Source organism: Pedobacter sp. FW305-3-2-15-E-R2A2, assembly GCF_038446955.1.
Classification (GTDB): domain Bacteria; phylum Bacteroidota; class Bacteroidia; order Sphingobacteriales; family Sphingobacteriaceae; genus Pedobacter.
In genome coordinates this window covers 6,437,700-6,454,873 of sequence record NZ_CP151803.1, presented here as the reverse complement: position 1 = coordinate 6,454,873, position 17,174 = coordinate 6,437,700, and the positions used below count along the sequence as shown (strand labels likewise).

At 40.8% G+C, this 17,174-nt stretch carries 18 protein-coding genes; 10 read left to right on the top strand and 8 right to left on the bottom strand.

The window, feature by feature from the left end:
• Positions 1 to 8: 8 nt before the first annotated feature.
• From map to rplQ, 8 genes are all read left to right on the top strand, one after another.
• Complete coding sequence (map, locus tag AAFF35_RS26100) at positions 9 to 794, top strand: type I methionyl aminopeptidase (RefSeq protein WP_074612114.1); 786 nt, start codon at positions 9 to 11, stop codon at positions 792 to 794.
• A 71-nt stretch (positions 795 to 865) separates the two neighbouring features.
• Positions 866 to 1,084, top strand: coding sequence for a translation initiation factor IF-1 (infA, locus tag AAFF35_RS26095; RefSeq protein WP_008244555.1), 219 nt, complete (start codon positions 866 to 868; stop codon positions 1,082 to 1,084).
• Between the two features lies 1 nt (position 1,085).
• Positions 1,086 to 1,202 carry a 50S ribosomal protein L36 gene (gene rpmJ / locus AAFF35_RS26090; protein ID WP_073232286.1) on the top strand — a complete coding sequence of 39 codons (117 nt, stop codon included), beginning with the start codon at positions 1,086 to 1,088 and terminating at the stop codon, positions 1,200 to 1,202.
• A gap of 80 nt (positions 1,203 to 1,282) precedes the next feature.
• Positions 1,283 to 1,660 (top strand): 30S ribosomal protein S13, encoded by a 378-nt coding sequence (rpsM, locus tag AAFF35_RS26085; RefSeq protein ID WP_062550421.1) that lies wholly within the window; start codon positions 1,283 to 1,285, stop codon positions 1,658 to 1,660.
• A gap of 21 nt (positions 1,661 to 1,681) precedes the next feature.
• Positions 1,682 to 2,071 carry a 30S ribosomal protein S11 gene (rpsK, locus tag AAFF35_RS26080; protein ID WP_041878538.1) on the top strand — a complete coding sequence of 130 codons (390 nt, stop codon included), beginning with the start codon at positions 1,682 to 1,684 and terminating at the stop codon, positions 2,069 to 2,071.
• A 64-nt stretch (positions 2,072 to 2,135) separates the two neighbouring features.
• A complete protein-coding gene (rpsD, locus tag AAFF35_RS26075) occupies positions 2,136 to 2,744 on the top strand; it encodes a 30S ribosomal protein S4 (RefSeq protein WP_069379645.1) in 609 nt (202 codons plus the stop codon).
• Positions 2,745 to 2,822: 78 nt separating this feature from the next.
• A complete protein-coding gene (locus AAFF35_RS26070) occupies positions 2,823 to 3,815 on the top strand; it encodes a DNA-directed RNA polymerase subunit alpha (RefSeq protein ID WP_062550419.1) in 993 nt (330 codons plus the stop codon).
• A gap of 91 nt (positions 3,816 to 3,906) precedes the next feature.
• The gene (gene rplQ / locus AAFF35_RS26065; RefSeq protein WP_342329441.1) at positions 3,907 to 4,443 is read left to right on the top strand and encodes a 50S ribosomal protein L17; all 537 of its coding nucleotides are present in this window, start codon (positions 3,907 to 3,909) and stop codon (positions 4,441 to 4,443) included.
• 58 nt (positions 4,444 to 4,501) lie between these two features.
• Here rplQ and AAFF35_RS26060 read toward each other — a convergent pair whose 3' ends face one another.
• Complete coding sequence (locus AAFF35_RS26060) at positions 4,502 to 5,050, bottom strand: 2'-5' RNA ligase family protein (protein WP_342329440.1); 549 nt, start codon at positions 5,048 to 5,050, stop codon at positions 4,502 to 4,504.
• Between the two features lie 92 nt (positions 5,051 to 5,142).
• Between AAFF35_RS26060 and AAFF35_RS26055 the strand changes: the two genes are divergently transcribed.
• Together AAFF35_RS26055 and dnaK are read left to right on the top strand one after the other, a co-directional pair.
• Positions 5,143 to 6,360 carry an SAM-dependent methyltransferase gene (locus AAFF35_RS26055; protein ID WP_342329439.1) on the top strand — a complete coding sequence of 406 codons (1,218 nt, stop codon included), beginning with the start codon at positions 5,143 to 5,145 and terminating at the stop codon, positions 6,358 to 6,360.
• A gap of 162 nt (positions 6,361 to 6,522) precedes the next feature.
• The gene (dnaK, locus tag AAFF35_RS26050; RefSeq protein WP_073232290.1) at positions 6,523 to 8,436 is read left to right on the top strand and encodes a molecular chaperone DnaK; all 1,914 of its coding nucleotides are present in this window, start codon (positions 6,523 to 6,525) and stop codon (positions 8,434 to 8,436) included.
• Positions 8,437 to 8,571: 135 nt separating this feature from the next.
• Here the strand turns inward: dnaK and AAFF35_RS26045 are convergent, their stop codons facing one another.
• The 7 genes from AAFF35_RS26045 to AAFF35_RS26015 all read right to left on the bottom strand — a co-directional run bounded on the left by AAFF35_RS26045 (position 8,572) and on the right by AAFF35_RS26015 (position 16,978).
• Positions 8,572 to 9,471 carry a sugar phosphate nucleotidyltransferase gene (locus AAFF35_RS26045; RefSeq protein WP_074612119.1) on the bottom strand — a complete coding sequence of 300 codons (900 nt, stop codon included), beginning with the start codon at positions 9,469 to 9,471 and terminating at the stop codon, positions 8,572 to 8,574.
• An 89-nt stretch (positions 9,472 to 9,560) separates the two neighbouring features.
• The gene (locus tag AAFF35_RS26040; RefSeq protein ID WP_342329438.1) at positions 9,561 to 11,102 is read right to left on the bottom strand and encodes a helicase HerA-like domain-containing protein; all 1,542 of its coding nucleotides are present in this window, start codon (positions 11,100 to 11,102) and stop codon (positions 9,561 to 9,563) included.
• A gap of 109 nt (positions 11,103 to 11,211) precedes the next feature.
• The gene (locus AAFF35_RS26035; RefSeq protein WP_342329437.1) at positions 11,212 to 12,324 is read right to left on the bottom strand and encodes a M42 family metallopeptidase; all 1,113 of its coding nucleotides are present in this window, start codon (positions 12,322 to 12,324) and stop codon (positions 11,212 to 11,214) included.
• A gap of 83 nt (positions 12,325 to 12,407) precedes the next feature.
• On the bottom strand, positions 12,408 to 12,827 hold the full coding sequence (locus AAFF35_RS26030; protein ID WP_342329436.1) for a GNAT family N-acetyltransferase: 420 nt from the start codon (positions 12,825 to 12,827) through the stop codon (positions 12,408 to 12,410).
• 11 nt (positions 12,828 to 12,838) lie between these two features.
• The gene (locus AAFF35_RS26025) at positions 12,839 to 14,002 is read right to left on the bottom strand and encodes an MFS transporter (protein WP_342329435.1); all 1,164 of its coding nucleotides are present in this window, start codon (positions 14,000 to 14,002) and stop codon (positions 12,839 to 12,841) included.
• A gap of 7 nt (positions 14,003 to 14,009) precedes the next feature.
• Positions 14,010 to 15,551 (bottom strand): acyl-CoA carboxylase subunit beta, encoded by a 1,542-nt coding sequence (locus AAFF35_RS26020; RefSeq protein ID WP_342329434.1) that lies wholly within the window; start codon positions 15,549 to 15,551, stop codon positions 14,010 to 14,012.
• Positions 15,552 to 15,739: 188 nt separating this feature from the next.
• On the bottom strand, positions 15,740 to 16,978 hold the full coding sequence (locus tag AAFF35_RS26015) for a porin (protein WP_342329433.1): 1,239 nt from the start codon (positions 16,976 to 16,978) through the stop codon (positions 15,740 to 15,742).
• Positions 16,979 to 17,174 lie beyond the last annotated feature (196 nt).

Genomic DNA, 17,174 nt, shown 5'->3' with positions numbered 1-17,174 from the left:
TATATTGCATGTCTAAGATCTATTACAAATCTCCGGAGGAGATCGAGTTAATCAGAGAGAGTTCTTTACTCGTATCTAAAACCTTAGCTGAAGTAGCTAAAGTAATTGGTCCGGGCATCACGACAAAAAAACTGAATGACCTGGCTGAAACGTTTATTAAAGACCACGGAGCAATCCCTGCTTTTTTAAACTATAACGGCTTCCCGTATTCACTGTGTATTTCGCCTAATGAGCAGGTTGTTCATGGCTTTCCTGGTGAGTATGTGATACAGGACGGGGATTTAATCTCTGTAGACTGTGGGGTCATTCTAAACAAGTTCTTCGGTGACTCCGCATATACGTTCTCCATTGGAGAGATATCTGCGGAGAAACAGAAACTGGTTGACGTGACAAAAGAATGCTTAAGGCTTGCGATTGAGAAGGCCGTTGTAGGTTCAAGGATCGGAGACGTAGGCTATGCTGTACAGGCGCATGCGGAGGCGAATGGATTTGGTGTGGTGAAAGAATTAGTGGGTCACGGAGTCGGAGTCCAGTTACATGAAAAACCTGAGGTGCCAAATTATGGTAAACGCGGGAGTGGAATTAAACTGGAGGAGGGAATGGTGATCGCTATTGAGCCAATGATCAATGCAGGTACAGCTGGTGTAAAGTTCTGGTCTGACGGCTGGACAGTAACCAGTAAGGACAATAGGCCATCTGCTCATTTTGAGCATACAGTGGCAGTTAAAAAGGGTAATGCAGACGTTTTATCGACCTTTTCAGTAATTGAAGAAGTTTTAAATAAAAAAAAGTAAATAATTAAATTTTTTTATTTAATTTTGCAACCCTGTTTAGTAACAGCTAATTAAGTAAAAATCAATATTATATGGCTAAACAAGCCTCAATTGAGCAAGACGGTGTAATAAGGGAAGCATTATCCAATGCCATGTTCCGGGTGGAACTAGAGAATGGTCATGAGATAATTGCTCATATTTCAGGTAAGATGAGGATGCACTACATCAAGATTCTTCCTGGAGACAAAGTCAAATTAGAGATGTCGCCTTACGATTTATCAAAGGGCAGGATTACTTATAGATATAAATAAAATGAAAGTTAGGTCATCAATTAAAAAACGTAGCGCTGATTGCAAGATTATTCGTCGTAAAGGTAAACTTTTCGTGATTAACAAGAAAAATCCAAAATACAAGCAACGTCAAGGTTAAGAAATTATTGAATTTGATGTAGATTGAATGTACAAGATACTCAATCTCGTTCATTCAGTTAATCAAACATTAGTACAAATATGGCAAGGATATCAGGTATTGATTTACCAAGAAACAAAAGAGGCGAAATTGGTCTTACTTACATCTTCGGAGTAGGAAGATCAACTGCTCAACGTATTTTAACGGAAGCAGGTATCGATTTTAACAAGAAAGTACAGGACTGGTCTGATGATGAGTTATCAGCGATCCGTACCATCATCAACGACGGCGTAAAAGTAGAAGGTGCTTTACGTTCAGAAGTTCAGTTGAACATTAAACGTTTAATGGATATCGGTTGTTACCGTGGATTACGTCACAGAAAAGGTTTGCCGGTACGTGGACAACGTACTAAAAACAACTCTCGTACACGTAAAGGCAAGAGAAAAACAGTTGCTAACAAGAAAAAAGCTACTAAATAAAATTAGTACTGAATAAGAATTATGGCTAAGAGTAAAAAAGTTACCAAAAAGCGTATTGTTGTTATTGAGCCTGTTGGTCAGGCGCACATCAATGCTACTTTTAACAATATCATTGTTACTTTAACAAATAACAACGGTCAAACTATTTCATGGTCTTCTGCAGGTAAAATGGGATTCAAGGGTTCTAAAAAGAACACTCCTTATGCAGCAGGTCAGGCTGCATCAGATTGCGGTAAAGTAGCATTTGATTTAGGTCTGCGTAAAGTAGAAGTTTTTGTTAAAGGTCCAGGTTCAGGTCGTGAGTCTGCAATTAGAACATTGCAAATCTCAGGTATCGAAGTAACCTCTATCAAAGATATCACCCCGCTTCCGCACAACGGATGTCGTCCTCCTAAGAAGAGAAGAGTTTAATAATTAACTTTTAAAGCTAAGAGTCTGCAGTTTAAGGCTGTATGATACTTTAAAACAAAAAGCAATGGCAAGATATACAGGACCAAAGTCCAAAATAGCCCGTAAATTCAGAGAGCCAATTTTCGGCCCTGATAAGGTTTTAGATAGAAAAAATTATCCTCCTGGACAGCACGGTGCTTCCAAAAGAAGAGGAAAACAATCCGAGTACGCAGTACAGTTAATGGAAAAACAGAAAGTTAAATATACTTATGGTGTATTAGAACGTCAGTTCCGTAATTTGTTCACAAAAGCATCTTCACGTGAAGGTATCACTGGTGACAACTTACTGCAATTATTAGAAGCTCGTTTAGATAACACAGTATACAGATTAGGTATTGCTACAACACGTTCAGCTGCCCGTCAGTTAGTTAGCCATAAACACGTAACAGTTAACGGTGAAGTAGTAAATATCCCTTCATATCAATTAAAAGCTGGTGATGTTGTTGCAGTTCGCGAAAAGTCTAAGACTTTAGAAGCGATTACAAATTCAGTAGCAGGCAGAGTAATCAATAAATTCAATTGGTTAGACTGGAATGCAAGTGAATTGACAGGTAAGTTCTTAACTTATCCTAACCGTGATGAGATCCCAGAAAATATCAAAGAGAACCTTATAGTAGAGTTATACTCTAAGTAATATATTTAGTGAATTGCCTTCTGGGCAATTCACTTTATTTCATTACATAATTTTAATAACGATCTAAAAACATTATAAATGGCAATTTTAGCATTTCAGAAACCCGATAAGGTAATCATGCAGAAATCAACAGATTTCGATGGTATATTTGAATTTCGTCCTTTAGAGCCCGGTTTCGGTGTAACAATTGGTAACGCCCTAAGAAGAATTTTACTTTCTTCATTAGAAGGTTATGCCATTACAAGTATTCGTTTTTCTGGCGTATCTCACGAGTTTTCTACAATGAAAGGTGTTGTAGAAGATTTGACGGAAATCATCCTTAACTTAAAACAAGTACGTTTTAAAAAAGTTGGTGATTCTGGTGATTCTGAAAAAGTTTTCATTTTAGTAAACGGTCAAGATCAGTTTACTGCTGGAGATATTACAAAATTCTCTAACAACTTCGAGGTTCTTAACCCTGATTTCGTTATTTGTAACATGGAAAAAACAGTGACTTTAGAGGTAGAATTAACTATCAATAAAGGACGCGGTTATGTTCCAGCTGAAGAAAATAAAATTAATGATGCTGTAGTTGGCGTGATCGCAATCGATTCGATCTTTACACCAATGAAAAATGTAAAATACTCGATTGAAAATTATCGTGTTGAACAAAAGACAGATTATGAAAAATTAATATTAGATATCTCTACAGATGGTTCAATCCATCCTGAAGAAGCACTAAAAGAAGCTGCGAAGATCTTAATCCAGCACTTTATGTTGTTCTCTGATGAGAATTTAGTATTGGAATCTCAAGCTAAAGAAGAAACTAAAGAAGTAGACGAGGAAATCTTGCATATGCGTAAGATCCTTAAAACTGAATTGGTTGATTTAGATCTTTCTGTACGTGCATTAAACTGCTTAAAAGCAGCCGATATCCGTACTTTAGCTGACCTGGTTTCTTACGATGTTGCTGATATGTTAAAATTCAGAAACTTCGGTAAAAAATCACTGACAGAGATTCAGGAATTGGTGAAATCTAAAAGCTTATCTTTCGGTATGAACTTATCGAAATTTAAATTAGACGAAGAGTAACCAGCCAAACATTAAATAACAATATTGTTAATAGTGTATAATTCCCTCAGATAAACATCAAAGAGACGGTATACACTGAATAAAATCAAAAATGAGACACGGTAAAAAAGTAAACCACTTAGGAAGAACAGATTCACATCGTAAGGCGATGTTGGCTAACATGGCTTCATCGTTAATTAAACACAAAAGAATTTCAACTACTTTAGCTAAAGCAAAAGCTTTACGTATGTATGTTGAGCCTCTTTTGACTAAATCTAAAACTGATACTACTCACTCACGTCGTATCGTTTTCGGTTACTTACAAGATAAAGAAACTGTTACTGAATTGTTCCGTGATGTTGCAGCTAAAATTGCTAACCGTCCGGGTGGTTACACAAGGATCATTAAATTAAACAATCGTCTTGGTGATAACGCGGAGATGGCTTTAATTGAATTGGTTGATTACAATGAAGTTTACGGTAAAGAAGCTGAATCTGCTGAGAAGAAAACTACACGTCGTGGTAGAACCAAAGCTAAAAAAGCTGATGCTCCTAAAGCTGAGAAAGCTGAAGTTGTTGCAGAAGAAGCTCCGGCTACTGAAGAAGCAGCACCTGCAGCTGAAGCAAAATCTGAAGATAAAGGCGAATAATTTATTCCCTCATCAACATAAGGAAACCCTGTTCGATTCGGACAGGGTTTTTTGTTTATCAGAACATTTTCAATTGCGTAACGCTTGGAACCGGATGGTACTCACTATGGATGTTCCAACGTTTTCCATCGTGTTTTAGTAAGGTGAAATGATCTGCTAAAAATTCTTCCCTGAACCTTCTGTTCTGATATTGCTCCATGATTTGTGGATAGGCTTCTTTCGCATCTCTGTAAGCGATCGTGAGGTGTGGAGTAAATGGATTTTTGGAACCTTCGACATAAGGTTTCAAAGCTGCTTTCAGACTTTTATAGAGTGTGGAAATTCCTGGATTCTTTAAGGCTTTAATAAAAACAGTATGTTCCGGGAAACCATTAAAGTCTTCCAGCTTTTGGACAAAAGGATCAAAGTGGCAAGCTGATTTTAGCTTTTGGATGAGCTGTTGTTCCATCGCTGCTTTCAATTTAAAGGGGGCCGCAAGCGTAATGTGTACCGGCGGTTTCAGCGCACTGTACACCCCATGCTCCAAAGAAATTTCTTTCCTGATCTCCTCGATCCTTTCCTTTAGTCCGGCTGGCGGAAGGATTGCTACTAAATATAAATCTTCCATCTTACTAAATTACTAAAATTATTAGTATTTTAAAAATAACGTTATTCTTCTTTCCTTTTCAAAAGGTTATCTTTGCAGCGTAATCCAATTTCATGTCCAACCAACTCCATCTACAGCAGTTTCAACAGCAGATCGCTGAAAGTATTTCATCCAATACATTTCTGAAAGTTTCTCTTGGTAATTATCAGGGAAATGAAAAGGAACTAAAGAATGTTTATGTCCGCAGGGTAAAGATCAAAAGAACAGATATGCTTTCTTTTACTTACCGTCATAAAACGAGAGACATTATCAAGAACCTTCCAATTCCGGAAGGCATTCATCTGATCGCTAATTTCATCAGTAATGATTTCAAAGTCTGCACCCTTTTTACGACAGCAAAAGAAGTGATTCTTGAACATGGTAAAAAGCAACTGATCTCTGTAAGGGAGCATGTGGTGAAAACGGCTGTTCAACCCACACTGACTCATAATAAAGAAAAGAAACGCATCATTCATCCTACGGGAAAGACTTATTTGCAGGAGTTGAAGATCAGTGACGCAGAAGGGAATGTATTCAAAAATGCGCAGGATAAATACCGTCAGATTAACCAATATGTAGAGATCCTGAGTTCCTTAATTAAAGAACTTCCGGCCAATAATATTAACAATGTGGTCGATATGGGTTCGGGTAAGGGATACCTGACTTTTGCATTGTATGACTATTTGCACAATGTATTAAAACTGGATACTAAAGTGACTGGAGTGGAGTACCGGGAAGACCTGGTGACTTTATGTAATGGGATTGCCGGAAGTTCGGGTTTTGACAAACTTAGCTTTGTACCAGGAACGATCGAAAGCTATGCTGTGGAGTCGATCGACCTGCTGATTGCGCTTCACGCCTGCGATACGGCTACTGACGACGCGATCTACAAAGGGATCATGGCAAATGCCGGATTGATCGTGGTGGCACCTTGCTGCCATAAGCAGATCAGGAGAGAGATGGAGAAAAACAAAGCGAAAAACGAACTTGCCTTTTTAACCAAATACGGAATTTTCATGGAGCGTCAGGCGGAAATGGTGACAGACGGAATCAGGGCTTTGATCCTGGAGTACTGTGGCTATAAAACCAAGGTCTTTGAATTCATTTCTGATGCCCATACCCCTAAAAATGTATTGGTCGTAGGTATTAAAACCTCCAGCCCGGGACAGGCCGGCAAAGTGCAGGAAGAAAAAAGAGCAGAGATCAAGCAGAAGATTGCAGAATCGAAGGCTTATTTCGGAATCGGCTACCATCATTTGGAACGAATTCTGGGCCTGGATAAACAAGTTTAAGTAAAATTCTGTCATCCTGTCACATTTTTGTAACAGGTTTCGGACATAAAATTCTTTAATGATTAGATATCCGGAAGATTTTCTGCCAAAATCTGATTGGCACATTGCTTGTTAAACAGATGTAAATAAAAAGATTTCATAACATAAACAGAGATAAATAGCATGTCAAAAATTATTGGTATAGACTTAGGAACAACAAACTCTTGCGTAGCCGTAATGGAAGGTAACGAACCTGTAGTTATAGCCAACAGTGAGGGTAAACGTACTACGCCATCCATTGTTGCTTTTGCAGAAAATGGAGAACGTAAAGTAGGTGAGCCGGCAAAACGCCAGGCGATTACTAACCCAACAAAAACAATTTCTTCGATCAAACGCTTTATGGGCAGCAGCTTTGCTGAGGTAACTAAAGAAGCTGGTCGTGTACCTTATAAAGTAGTTAAAGGCGACAACAATACACCACGTGTAGAAATTGACGACCGTAAATATACGCCACAAGAGCTTTCTGCAATGATCTTGCAGAAAATGAAAAAAACAGCTGAAGACTTTTTGGGTCATGAGGTAACTGAAGCAGTTATTACTGTTCCTGCTTACTTTAATGATGCACAACGTCAGGCCACTAAAGAAGCTGGTGAAATTGCTGGTTTAACAGTGAAACGTATCATCAACGAGCCAACTGCAGCTGCCTTAGCTTACGGTTTGGATAAAGCACATAAAGACATGAAAATTGTTGTGTTTGACTGTGGTGGTGGTACTCATGACGTTTCCGTATTAGAATTAGGTGACGGTGTATTTGAAGTAAAATCTACTGATGGTGATACACACTTAGGTGGTGATGACTTTGACCATATCATTATCGAATGGTTGGCAGGTGAATTCAAAATTGAGTATGGCATGGACCTTCACCAGGATCCAATGGCGTTACAACGTTTGAAAGAAGCTGCTGAGAAAGCTAAAATTGAGCTTTCAAGCACTACTTCTACAGAGATCAACCTTCCTTACATTACTGCTGATGCAACAGGTCCTAAACACTTGGTTAGAACTTTAAGCCGTGCTAAATTTGAGCAATTGGCAGCTGATCTGATCAAACGTACCATTGATCCTTGTAAATCAGCATTGAAAAATGCAGGTTTAAAAACATCTGATATCGATGAAATTATCTTAGTTGGTGGTTCTACACGTATCCCTGCAATCCAGGATGCAGTTAAAGCTTTCTTCGGTAAAGAGCCTTCTAAAGGTGTTAACCCTGATGAAGTAGTAGCTATCGGTGCTGCAATTCAAGGTGGTGTATTAACAGGTGAAGTTAAAGATGTATTGTTATTAGATGTTACCCCTCTTTCTTTAGGTATCGAGACTATGGGTGGTGTAATGACAAAACTAATCGAAGCAAACACTACTATTCCTTCTAAAAAAGCAGAAACTTTCTCTACAGCAGCTGATAACCAGCCTTCAGTAGAAATCCACATCTTACAGGGAGAGCGCCCTATGGCAGCTCAGAACCGTACGATTGGTCGTTTCATCTTAGATGGTATTCCGCCAGCTCCACGTGGAGTTCCTCAGGTAGAAGTAGCATTTGATATTGATGCAAATGGTATCTTACATGTAAGTGCTAAAGATAAAGCTACTGGTAAAGAGCAAAAAATCCGTATTGAAGCTTCTTCAGGCTTAACTGATGAAGAGATCAAAAGGATGAAAGAAGAAGCAGAGCAAAATGCTGATGCTGATAAAGCAGCTAAAGAAGAAGCTGAAAAAATCAACAGCGCTGATGCTTTAATCTTCTCTACTGAGAAACAATTGAAAGAATTTGGCGAGAAAATCTCTGCAGATAAAAAAGCACCTATCGAAGAAGGTTTGAAAAAACTGAAAGATGCGCATGCTGCAAGAAACTTTGCTGATATTGATGCTGCTCAGGAAGAATTACAGAATGCATGGAATGCAGCTTCTGAAGAGATGTACAAAGCAGGACAAGATGGTGCACAACCAGAAGGTGCTGCTGGTGCTCAGCAAGAAGGTCAGCCTGCAGGTGGTGACGACGTTACCGATGTAGATTTTGAAGAAGTAAAAGACGATAAAAAATAGTCGTTCATACGATCATAAGAAAAGGGTGTGTTGTTCGTTCAACACACCCTTTTTTGTTTAATTCCTAAGATAGTGATCAAACAAAAACGGGGATTCACATCGTGAATCCCCGTTTTTTATCAGTTTGTTTTGTAATTAGTTCCAAAGGTTATCCGGATAAGCTCCGTCTTTGATCAACTGATCAATACTTGCTTTAACGATTGGTTTATCTTCTTTATAAGTTACGCCGAACCACTGGCTGTCAGTAGGGACTACTTTGAAATCTGCTTTTCTTGATTTTACCAGGTATTCTGCTACCAATGGAATGAAAAACTCTGCTTTAGGGTTTTCTTTATTTTGTACAGCGAAATCTCTGAACAGCTCTTCTGTGATTTGGAAAACAGCAGGTGTAAAGCCCCAGAAATTCATCGATACACGCGTATCTACTGCTAATGGGTATTGTTTGTCGTCTTCTTCGAAAACGATCGCGTCACCGTCTCTTAGCACCTTTGTGCGCTCATTGATGTCTTCCAGTATACCGTTCTCGTTTACTTTGCAAACACCTCTTGATACCGAACCATAGTCTGACAACGTTTTGCCAATCTCATATCCGATCATGGAGTAATTGCTGTCGCTCACTTCAGTAGTCAGGAATTTTACCATTTTCTGGTAAGCATCCAATCCATAGAAATCATCCGCATTGATCACGCAGAAAGGCTCATTGATGGCCGTTCTTCCGGAAAGGATCGCATGAGCAGTACCCCATGGCTTTGCTCTTTCAATATCGATATCTACACCGAATTGTTTGATGTCAAAGTTTTGGAATACGTAGTCCGTTTCGATTTTTCCGTTTAGCTTCGCTTCGAAAATCTCTTTGAAATCTTTTAAAAACTCCTCTTTAATAATAAAGACAACCTTACCGAAGCCGGCTTTAATCGCATCATATATAGAGTAATCAATAATGGTCTCGTTATTCGGGCCGAATCCGTCAATTTGTTTCATGCTGCCGTAGCGACTTGCCATCCCAGCAGCTAGTATTAGTAAGGTTGGTTTCATGGGACTAAAATAATTATTAAGTTTATATTCAAGGTAAAAAATACGGGTTTATTTATAATTTAACCACTAATAGGGAGTGATTCGCTGATTTAAAAACCAAAGATTCCTTTTCCTCCGCTACTGCGTGTTTTTTTGCCCGTTAACATTCCGAACAGCCCACGTACAATTTCCTTGCCAATCTGCCTGGTAATCGTGGCACCCATGACTTGTTCTATGATGCTTTTACCCTCCTTTTTAGGCACAATTTCTTCTTCCGGGGCTTCTACAGCCAGTTTGTCGTTAATTCGTTTGGTCAGGATTTCATAGGCGCTTTCCGGATCTATGGTTTCCTGATACTTTTGGTTCATGGGGCTGGATTGGACTAATTTTCCATAATCTGAGGCATTCATGGGTCCCATCACTGATTTTGGAGGAGTGAGCATGGTTGCAGTCACCTCTGTTGGAATCCCTTTATCGTTCAAAACCGTGATGAGTGCCTGCCCGGTTCCCAGTGAGGTAAGTACTTTATCGATCTTGTAGAAAGTAGAAGTGGGATAGGTATTTACCGTTTTCTTTAAAGCATCGGCATCGTTGGGTGTAAACACCCTTAATGCATGCTGAATCCGGTTGCCCAATTGAGAGAGTACACTCTCCGGAACATCTGTAGGGGATTGCGTGCAAAAGAAGACGCCTATGCCCTTAGATCTGATCAGCCGGATGATGGTTTCAATCTGTTCCATAAAAGCCTTGGAAGAGTCTTTAAACAGCAGGTGTGCCTCATCAAAGAAGAAGACCAGTTTGGGTTTGTCAAGATCTCCCACTTCAGGTAAATTATAATACAATTCTGCCAGTAAACTCAGCAGATAGGTGGAATAGAGTTTCGGTTGATTTTGAACATCCGAGATGTTTAACAGAGAAATCGTTCCCTTACCATCGGTTCTCCCAAAAAGATCTTCAATATCAAAAGAGCGTTCTCCAAACATCGGGCCCAGACCCTGTTGTTCTATCGTGATGATCTTTCTTAAGATCGTCCCGGAGGTGGCAGGGGAAATGGAGCCATAATCACTTTTTATTTCTTCTTTTCCAGGGCCGTCTGAAAGGTAAGAAACCAGTTTTTTAAGGTCATTCAGATCGATTAGCGGAAGCTTATTGTCGTCCGCATATTTGAAGATGACAGACAATACTCCGGTTTGCGTATCATTAAGATCCAGGATTTTAGCGAGTAGGGTTGGACCGAACTCCAGAATGGTTGCCCTCATTTGTGCACCTAATTTCCCCGAAAGGGAATAGGGCTCTATCGGATATCCGGAAGGGGTAAAGGCTTTGTTCAATAGTTTTGCCCTTTCCTCAATTTTAGGATTGCTTTCCCCTGCCTGATATAAACCGGAAAGATCTCCTTTTACATCGAGCATAAACACGGGAACGCCCGCATCGGAGAGTTGTTCGGCAAGCAGTTGCAGGGTTCTGGTTTTTCCTGTACCGGTAGCGCCGGCAACCAATCCATGACGGTTCATCATGTGTAAATAGAGGTTTACTTCTGCTTCTGCCAGGACTTCGCCTTCCAAAATTCCGGCACCTAGATAGATATAGGAACCTTTAGGTTGATAAGCTGCTTTAACTTTTTCTATAAACTGTTGGGTTTGATCACTCATAAGAGGGTATAGTTTTTCATTGACATGCTTTTCTAAAAATAGGGAATTAAAAATAAAAGCGTGAATGGCTTTCGCCAGACACGCTTTTATCAATACCTGATTGCAGGTTTTATTTAGAATATTTGAAATCGTGGTTGTTTTTGATGTTCAATAAAGCGTGATAAATTAAGCTGATCACGTTGTCTACATCTTCTTTATGGATCATTTCTACCGTAGTGTGCATATAACGCAATGGAAGAGAGATCAATGCTGAAGGAACACCACCGTTAGAGTAAGCAAAAGCATCAGTATCTGTACCTGTAGACCTTGATGAGGCCTGACGCTGGAAAGGAATGTCGTTTTTTTCTGCCGTTTCAATCAATAATTTATTCAGGTTGGTTTGTACCGCAGGCGCATAAGAAACTACAGGACCTTTGCCACATGCCAAATCACCCTGTGTGATCTTGTTGATCATTGGGGTACTCGTATCGTGAGTTACATCGGTCACAATTGCTACATGAGGTTTAATCCTGTCGGCAATCATTTCTGCACCACGTAAACCGATTTCTTCCTGTACGGAGTTTACAATGTACAATCCAAAAGGAAGTTTTTGTTTGTTTTCTTTCAGTAAACGGGCTACTTCCGCAATCATGAACCCACCGGCTCTGTTGTCTAGCGCACGGCCAACATAATAACGGTCATTCAGCACCATGAATTCATCTTCATAAGTGATGACACAACCTACGTGGATACCCAGTTTTTCCACTTCTTCTTTGCTGGTACATCCACAATCAAGGAAAATGTTTTTTAAGGCAGGAGCTTCTTCTTTTTCACCGCTTCTGGTGTGAATGGCAGGCCATCCGAAAACAGCTTTCACCATCCCTTTATCGGTATGGATATTTACACGTTTTGAAGGCGCAATCTGGTGATCTGAACCACCATTGCGGATCACATAAATTAAACCATCAGCAGTAATGTAATTCACAAACCAGGAGATCTCATCGGCATGTGCCTCAATCACCACCCTGTATTCTGCTTTTGGGTTGATGACACCCACTGCCGTACCATAGTTATCGATAAAACTTTCATCGATATAAGGTTTTAAATAGTCCAGCCATAACTTCTGACCAGGGTATTCAAAACCAGTAGGAGATGGGTTATTAATATATTCTTCAAAAAATTGGAGTGATTTCTTAGTAACTACAGAAACATGTTTCTGTTTATCGTCTTTCTTTTTTGCCATTATAATGTTTTCTTTAAAACGTGTTTTTAAGCGGATTTATGCTTAAGCTGAACAAATATATAAACTAGGGCTTAAGCAACAAGTTAATTGTTGAGTTGTAACTGCATGATGACAAATTCCAATCCAGGTTTGCTGAAGCGCTGATCGGTTTCTGAAAAGCCGAATTTCAGATAGAAAGGCGAGGCCGATGTCCTGGCATTACACCACAGTTGGGTTCCCCCGATACTGCTCACATAGGTAATGACGTGTTGGAGCATCTGGCTTCCATATCCTTTTCCCTGTGCAGCAGGAAGGGTTGCAAATTTGCGGAACTGATAAATTGCACCCACTTCAAAGATAGAGATGACTGTAACGAGCTGATCATCGGCGAACAATCCGAAGTGAATCCCATTGGGATCATCTTTTAGTTTTATGGTATCATATGGCTCATCCGGATACATTGCCTCATGTCTGATGCGCCAGGTAAGGTCAGGTCTGATTTGTTCAATCTGTATTTTTTCCATTGGCGGGGAGATTAGTTTTTCAGCTTTCCGCTGTAAAATTTATAGATACAAATATTCAGCAAGATGACTGCAGTGGTTCCCAGGCAAAATAAGGGCCATTGACCTTTATCCCATAACCATAAACCTAAAGCAGACCCAAAAGAGGCGCCAACGAAACTCACCGACATAAATACGGTATTGAGGCGGTTGCGTGCTTCAGGAAGCAATGCGTAAATCCGCGTTTGGTTGGTCACGTGGATCGCTTGCTGACCGATATCGATCAGAATGATTCCTGCAATAAAGAGGTACAAATGGGTTCCGGTAAAGTAAAAAGCAACGATACTCAGCAGTTGTAAGATCAGCCCCGTCAGCAGGTTTCTCCGTGGATTCGTGCCACTGCTCAGCTTGCCTACCAATGGGGCAGCCAGGGCTCCGGCAGCTCCGGCAATTCCAAATAAACCTATTTGTAAGGTTTGAAAGCTGAAAGGAGGATTGGCCAGGAATAAAACCATGGTTGTCCAGAAGGCACTCAGAATAGAGAAAGCAAGGAAATTGATGATCGAAGCTTCCCTTAATACCGGTTGTGTTTTCACATAATGCCACATGGACGACATCAATTCTTTATAAGTGCCTTTAAAAGAAGGCATGCTCAATGGAAAACGTTTGGCCATCAGGATCAATAACAACGAGCAGATTCCGGCAGCGATAAAATACATCGTTCTCCAGCCCCAGAGAAAGCCGATGCTTCCACTGATCGCCCTTGAGGCAAGGATACCTACCAACAGGCCACTCATGATGATGCCAATGGTTTCCCCTCTTTTCTCATCAGAACTGAGGTTGGCTGCCATAGGCAAAATGAGTTGTGGTACAATGGAACTGGCCCCGATCAATACACTGGCAATTTGCAGCAACAGGAAAGAGTGGGAGAGTGCGGCAAGCAATAAAGCGGCTACTGCCACACCTGTAATCATTAAAATCTGCTTACGGCGTTCAAACATATCGCCCAGCGGAACAATTAAAAACAAACCCAGGGCGTAACCGGCCTGGGTAAGGTAAGTGATTTTGCCGGCATGACTTTCGCTGAGTCCAAACTCCTGAGCGACAAGGATTACCAGGGGCTGGCAATAATAGATATTAGCTACGATAAGACCTGTACAAAAGGCCATCAGCAAAACGTCAGTACGACTAAGCTTCATTTATTTTCTATAATGGGATGTTCCCGTGTTTTCTGCGGGGACGGTTGACAACTTTATTTTCCAGCATCTTAAATGCCTTGATCAATTTAATTCTTGTTTGGCTTGGCTCAATCACTTCATCCACAAAACCGCGTTCTGCTGCACGATAAGGATTGGCGAAAGTATCAGAGTATAATTTCTCTTTTTCCAGCCATTTCTCTTCCGGGTTTTCGGCAGTGCTGATCTCTTTTTTGAAGATGATTTCGGCAGCTCCCTTGGCACCCATTACGGCGATTTCGGCAGTTGGCCAGGCATAGTTCATATCTGCACCAATGTGTTTAGAATTCATTACATCATAGGCACCACCATAAGCTTTGCGGGTGATGACCGTAATGCGGGGAACCGTCGCTTCACTGAAAGCATACAATAGTTTTGCCCCATTGTTGATAATGCCATTCCATTCCTGATCTGTACCCGGAAGGAATCCCGGAACATCTTCAAAAACCAATAGCGGAATGTTGAAACAATCACAGAATCGTACAAAACGTGCGGCTTTCGTTGAGGCATGGTTGTCGAGTACTCCGGCAAGATAGGCCGGCTGATTGGCCACAATACCAATGCTTCTGCCAGCAAGGCGCGCAAAGCCAACCACGATATTTTCTGCATATTCACGATGTACTTCCAGAAAACTGTCTGTATCCATCACTTCAGCAACAATAGTTCTGATGTCGTAAGGCTGATTGTTATTGGCAGGCATCAGGGTATTTAATCCCGGGCGACTTTCCTCTGCAGCAGTGTAGGGTAGCGCTGTTGGCGTTTCCTCACAGTTCTGAGGCATATAGCTCAGCAATCTTTTCACATGGTTGATGGCATCCAGTTCATTGGCACAGGCAAAATGGGTAACGCCCGACTTGGTGGCATGTGTTGATGCGCCACCCAGCTCTTCAGAGGTTACTTCCTCATGGGTTACTGTTTTCACGACATTAGGTCCTGTGACAAACATATACGACGTGTTTTCCACCATCAATATAAAGTCGGTAATTGCAGGAGAGTATACTGCGCCACCGGCACAAGGGCCCATGATGGCCGACAACTGTGGGATCACTCCTGAAGCCTGTACATTCCTGTAAAAGATATCCGCGTAACCGCCAAGGGAAACTACACCTTCCTGGATCCTGGCACCGCCACTGTCGTTTAATCCAATAACCGGAGCACCATTTTTCATGGCCATATCCATGATCTTACAGATCTTCTCGGCATGGGTTTCTGATAAAGAGCCTCCGAAAACGGTAAAATCCTGTGAAAACACATAGACCAGCCTACCATTGATATTTCCATATCCGGTCACGACACCATCACCCAGATATTTTTCTCTTTCCATTCCAAAATCGGTACTTCTGTGAGTCACCATCATTCCAATTTCTTCAAAAGTATTTTCATCCATCAGGAAATGAATTCTTTCCCTTGCGGTCAGTTTTCCTTTTTTATGCTGACTTTCGATTCTTGCTGCTCCACCACCGGTTTGAGCTTGTTTAACTTTATCCTGAAGTAAATCTATTTTGGTTTTCATTGGAATATGTTTTTTTAGCGGTTATGAACTTGTCATCAGCATATCTATTGCAATTTTTAAGCGGTATGCTAACGATGGTTTCATTCGAATATATTTGGTTCAATGTTGATCTGAACATCCGGTTTTTGCAAATTGTGGATCAGACCGGATGATTTTGTAAAATGGCAATAGTTAATGAGACGATGGCATTACCAGCGGTATTGTAGTCTGGCCGTAAATACATCGTCTTTAATGTCGTCCTGGTATTGTGGTAGTTGTGTTTTGTCGTTTACCACATGCTCATTGTAAAGGGTTAACTTTAAACGGCCGTTGATCAGGTAGGTCATCCCATAGCCAAGTGTACTGAATTTGATATCTCCGGAAGTGGTATTGCTGTTTGCCGCTCCGATTTCATTTTCTTTGATCTGGTCGTTGGGATCATATACATCATAGGCCGCCAATGCGGTAAGTTTTGTTTTTGCGATCCGGTGGCTGAACCATAGATAATAGCCGGAAAACTCACGCAGGTACAGATTGGTTTCCGGTTGTATAGAGAAACTCTGACTGGCCAATGGGCCGGCCAATTTCGAAGAGCCGGCAACTCCAGGCTGTTTACCTCCGATATATTCTGCCTTAAATGATGTGCTTCCTAAAGGGTTGTCATATTGCAATTGCAGGTTGGCGCCATAATAATCACGTTTGGCATAAGAATCAGTGTAGCTGGTACTGGCATCTTTAACAAAACCATTTCCATTGCTCCTCAATAATGTATCTGTATTGCTGCGCACATATCCTTTATAAATTGAGCCCCCAAAGCCCAGGTGTAATTTCCCGTTCGCGAGACTGTCAAACTTAAATCCCAGATTTCCTACGATGTCTTTTTTAGAATCGTAATCCCGGGAGCTGTGTCCACTGCCATTAATTACGGCTACTTCGGCAGTCAGGAAATGAAACGCCTTGTTGTCAGGTCTGAAAGTGATCATGGCACCCAAGTCACGCTCTCTTGGCATTAGCGTTTGAAATACCCTTGCACGTTCCGGAAAGTCCCGGTACCCTGAAGAATACACAATGGAGTGACCAAATGGACGGTTGAACAGTCCGGCGGTAAACAAAAATTGTTTGGTGTTCGGTTGATGAAGCTGAATAAAAGCATCCATTAGCTGAACGCCATTTTGTGTCGCATCTATCTGAAAAACAATACTGGAGTATTTATCTGCCCTATCTATTTTTAACCTTCCCCTGCGGATCATAAAACGGTCTTTGGAGTTCTTTGCAAAATCTCCTCCGGAAAAGGAACTGATTCCTCCCGACTGTGCACGTTGATATTGAGTTTGAAGATACCCGGTGATGGCAATTTCATGCGGGTCATAAGAAGAGGGAGCGTTATTGCTTTGTGCCAAGAGCGAAAAGGGGCTTAAAATGGCAATGAATAGTAATAATTTTCTCATGAATGGTAAGCAATATTTTGAACTGCCTAAATTACACTTAATGCTTCGTTTTTCGATGGGAAGCAGGGGGATTTTAAAAAATCAGCGCCTGTTTTTTGCGACTGTCATCACTAAATTACATTTTTATTACATGACAATTTGGTAAAAAGACTGTTTTGGAGCTATTTTTGAAGGCTTGAAGAAAAAATTATAGATC

What these genes read in the sequence shown, in the direction of transcription:
- AAFF35_RS26045 (WP_074612119.1), bottom strand. Translation starts at nt 9,471, where the DNA reads ATGAAACCAACCTTACTAATACTAGCTGCTGGGATGGCAAGTCGCTAC.
- rpsK (WP_041878538.1), top strand. Translation starts at nt 1,682, where the DNA reads ATGGCTAAGAGTAAAAAAGTTACCAAAAAGCGTATTGTTGTTATTGAG.
- AAFF35_RS26015 (WP_342329433.1), bottom strand. Translation starts at nt 16,978, where the DNA reads ATGAGAAAATTATTACTATTCATTGCCATTTTAAGCCCCTTTTCGCTC.
- map (WP_074612114.1), top strand. Translation starts at nt 9, where the DNA reads ATGTCTAAGATCTATTACAAATCTCCGGAGGAGATCGAGTTAATCAGA.
- dnaK (WP_073232290.1), top strand. Translation starts at nt 6,523, where the DNA reads ATGTCAAAAATTATTGGTATAGACTTAGGAACAACAAACTCTTGCGTA.
- AAFF35_RS26070 (WP_062550419.1), top strand. Translation starts at nt 2,823, where the DNA reads ATGGCAATTTTAGCATTTCAGAAACCCGATAAGGTAATCATGCAGAAA.
- rplQ (WP_342329441.1), top strand. Translation starts at nt 3,907, where the DNA reads ATGAGACACGGTAAAAAAGTAAACCACTTAGGAAGAACAGATTCACAT.
- rpsM (WP_062550421.1), top strand. Translation starts at nt 1,283, where the DNA reads ATGGCAAGGATATCAGGTATTGATTTACCAAGAAACAAAAGAGGCGAA.
- infA (WP_008244555.1), top strand. Translation starts at nt 866, where the DNA reads ATGGCTAAACAAGCCTCAATTGAGCAAGACGGTGTAATAAGGGAAGCA.
- AAFF35_RS26025 (WP_342329435.1), bottom strand. Translation starts at nt 14,002, where the DNA reads ATGAAGCTTAGTCGTACTGACGTTTTGCTGATGGCCTTTTGTACAGGT.
- AAFF35_RS26030 (WP_342329436.1), bottom strand. Translation starts at nt 12,827, where the DNA reads ATGGAAAAAATACAGATTGAACAAATCAGACCTGACCTTACCTGGCGC.
- AAFF35_RS26040 (WP_342329438.1), bottom strand. Translation starts at nt 11,102, where the DNA reads ATGAGTGATCAAACCCAACAGTTTATAGAAAAAGTTAAAGCAGCTTAT.
- rpmJ (WP_073232286.1), top strand. Translation starts at nt 1,086, where the DNA reads ATGAAAGTTAGGTCATCAATTAAAAAACGTAGCGCTGATTGCAAGATT.
- AAFF35_RS26055 (WP_342329439.1), top strand. Translation starts at nt 5,143, where the DNA reads ATGTCCAACCAACTCCATCTACAGCAGTTTCAACAGCAGATCGCTGAA.
- rpsD (WP_069379645.1), top strand. Translation starts at nt 2,136, where the DNA reads ATGGCAAGATATACAGGACCAAAGTCCAAAATAGCCCGTAAATTCAGA.
- AAFF35_RS26060 (WP_342329440.1), bottom strand. Translation starts at nt 5,050, where the DNA reads ATGGAAGATTTATATTTAGTAGCAATCCTTCCGCCAGCCGGACTAAAG.
- AAFF35_RS26020 (WP_342329434.1), bottom strand. Translation starts at nt 15,551, where the DNA reads ATGAAAACCAAAATAGATTTACTTCAGGATAAAGTTAAACAAGCTCAA.
- AAFF35_RS26035 (WP_342329437.1), bottom strand. Translation starts at nt 12,324, where the DNA reads ATGGCAAAAAAGAAAGACGATAAACAGAAACATGTTTCTGTAGTTACT.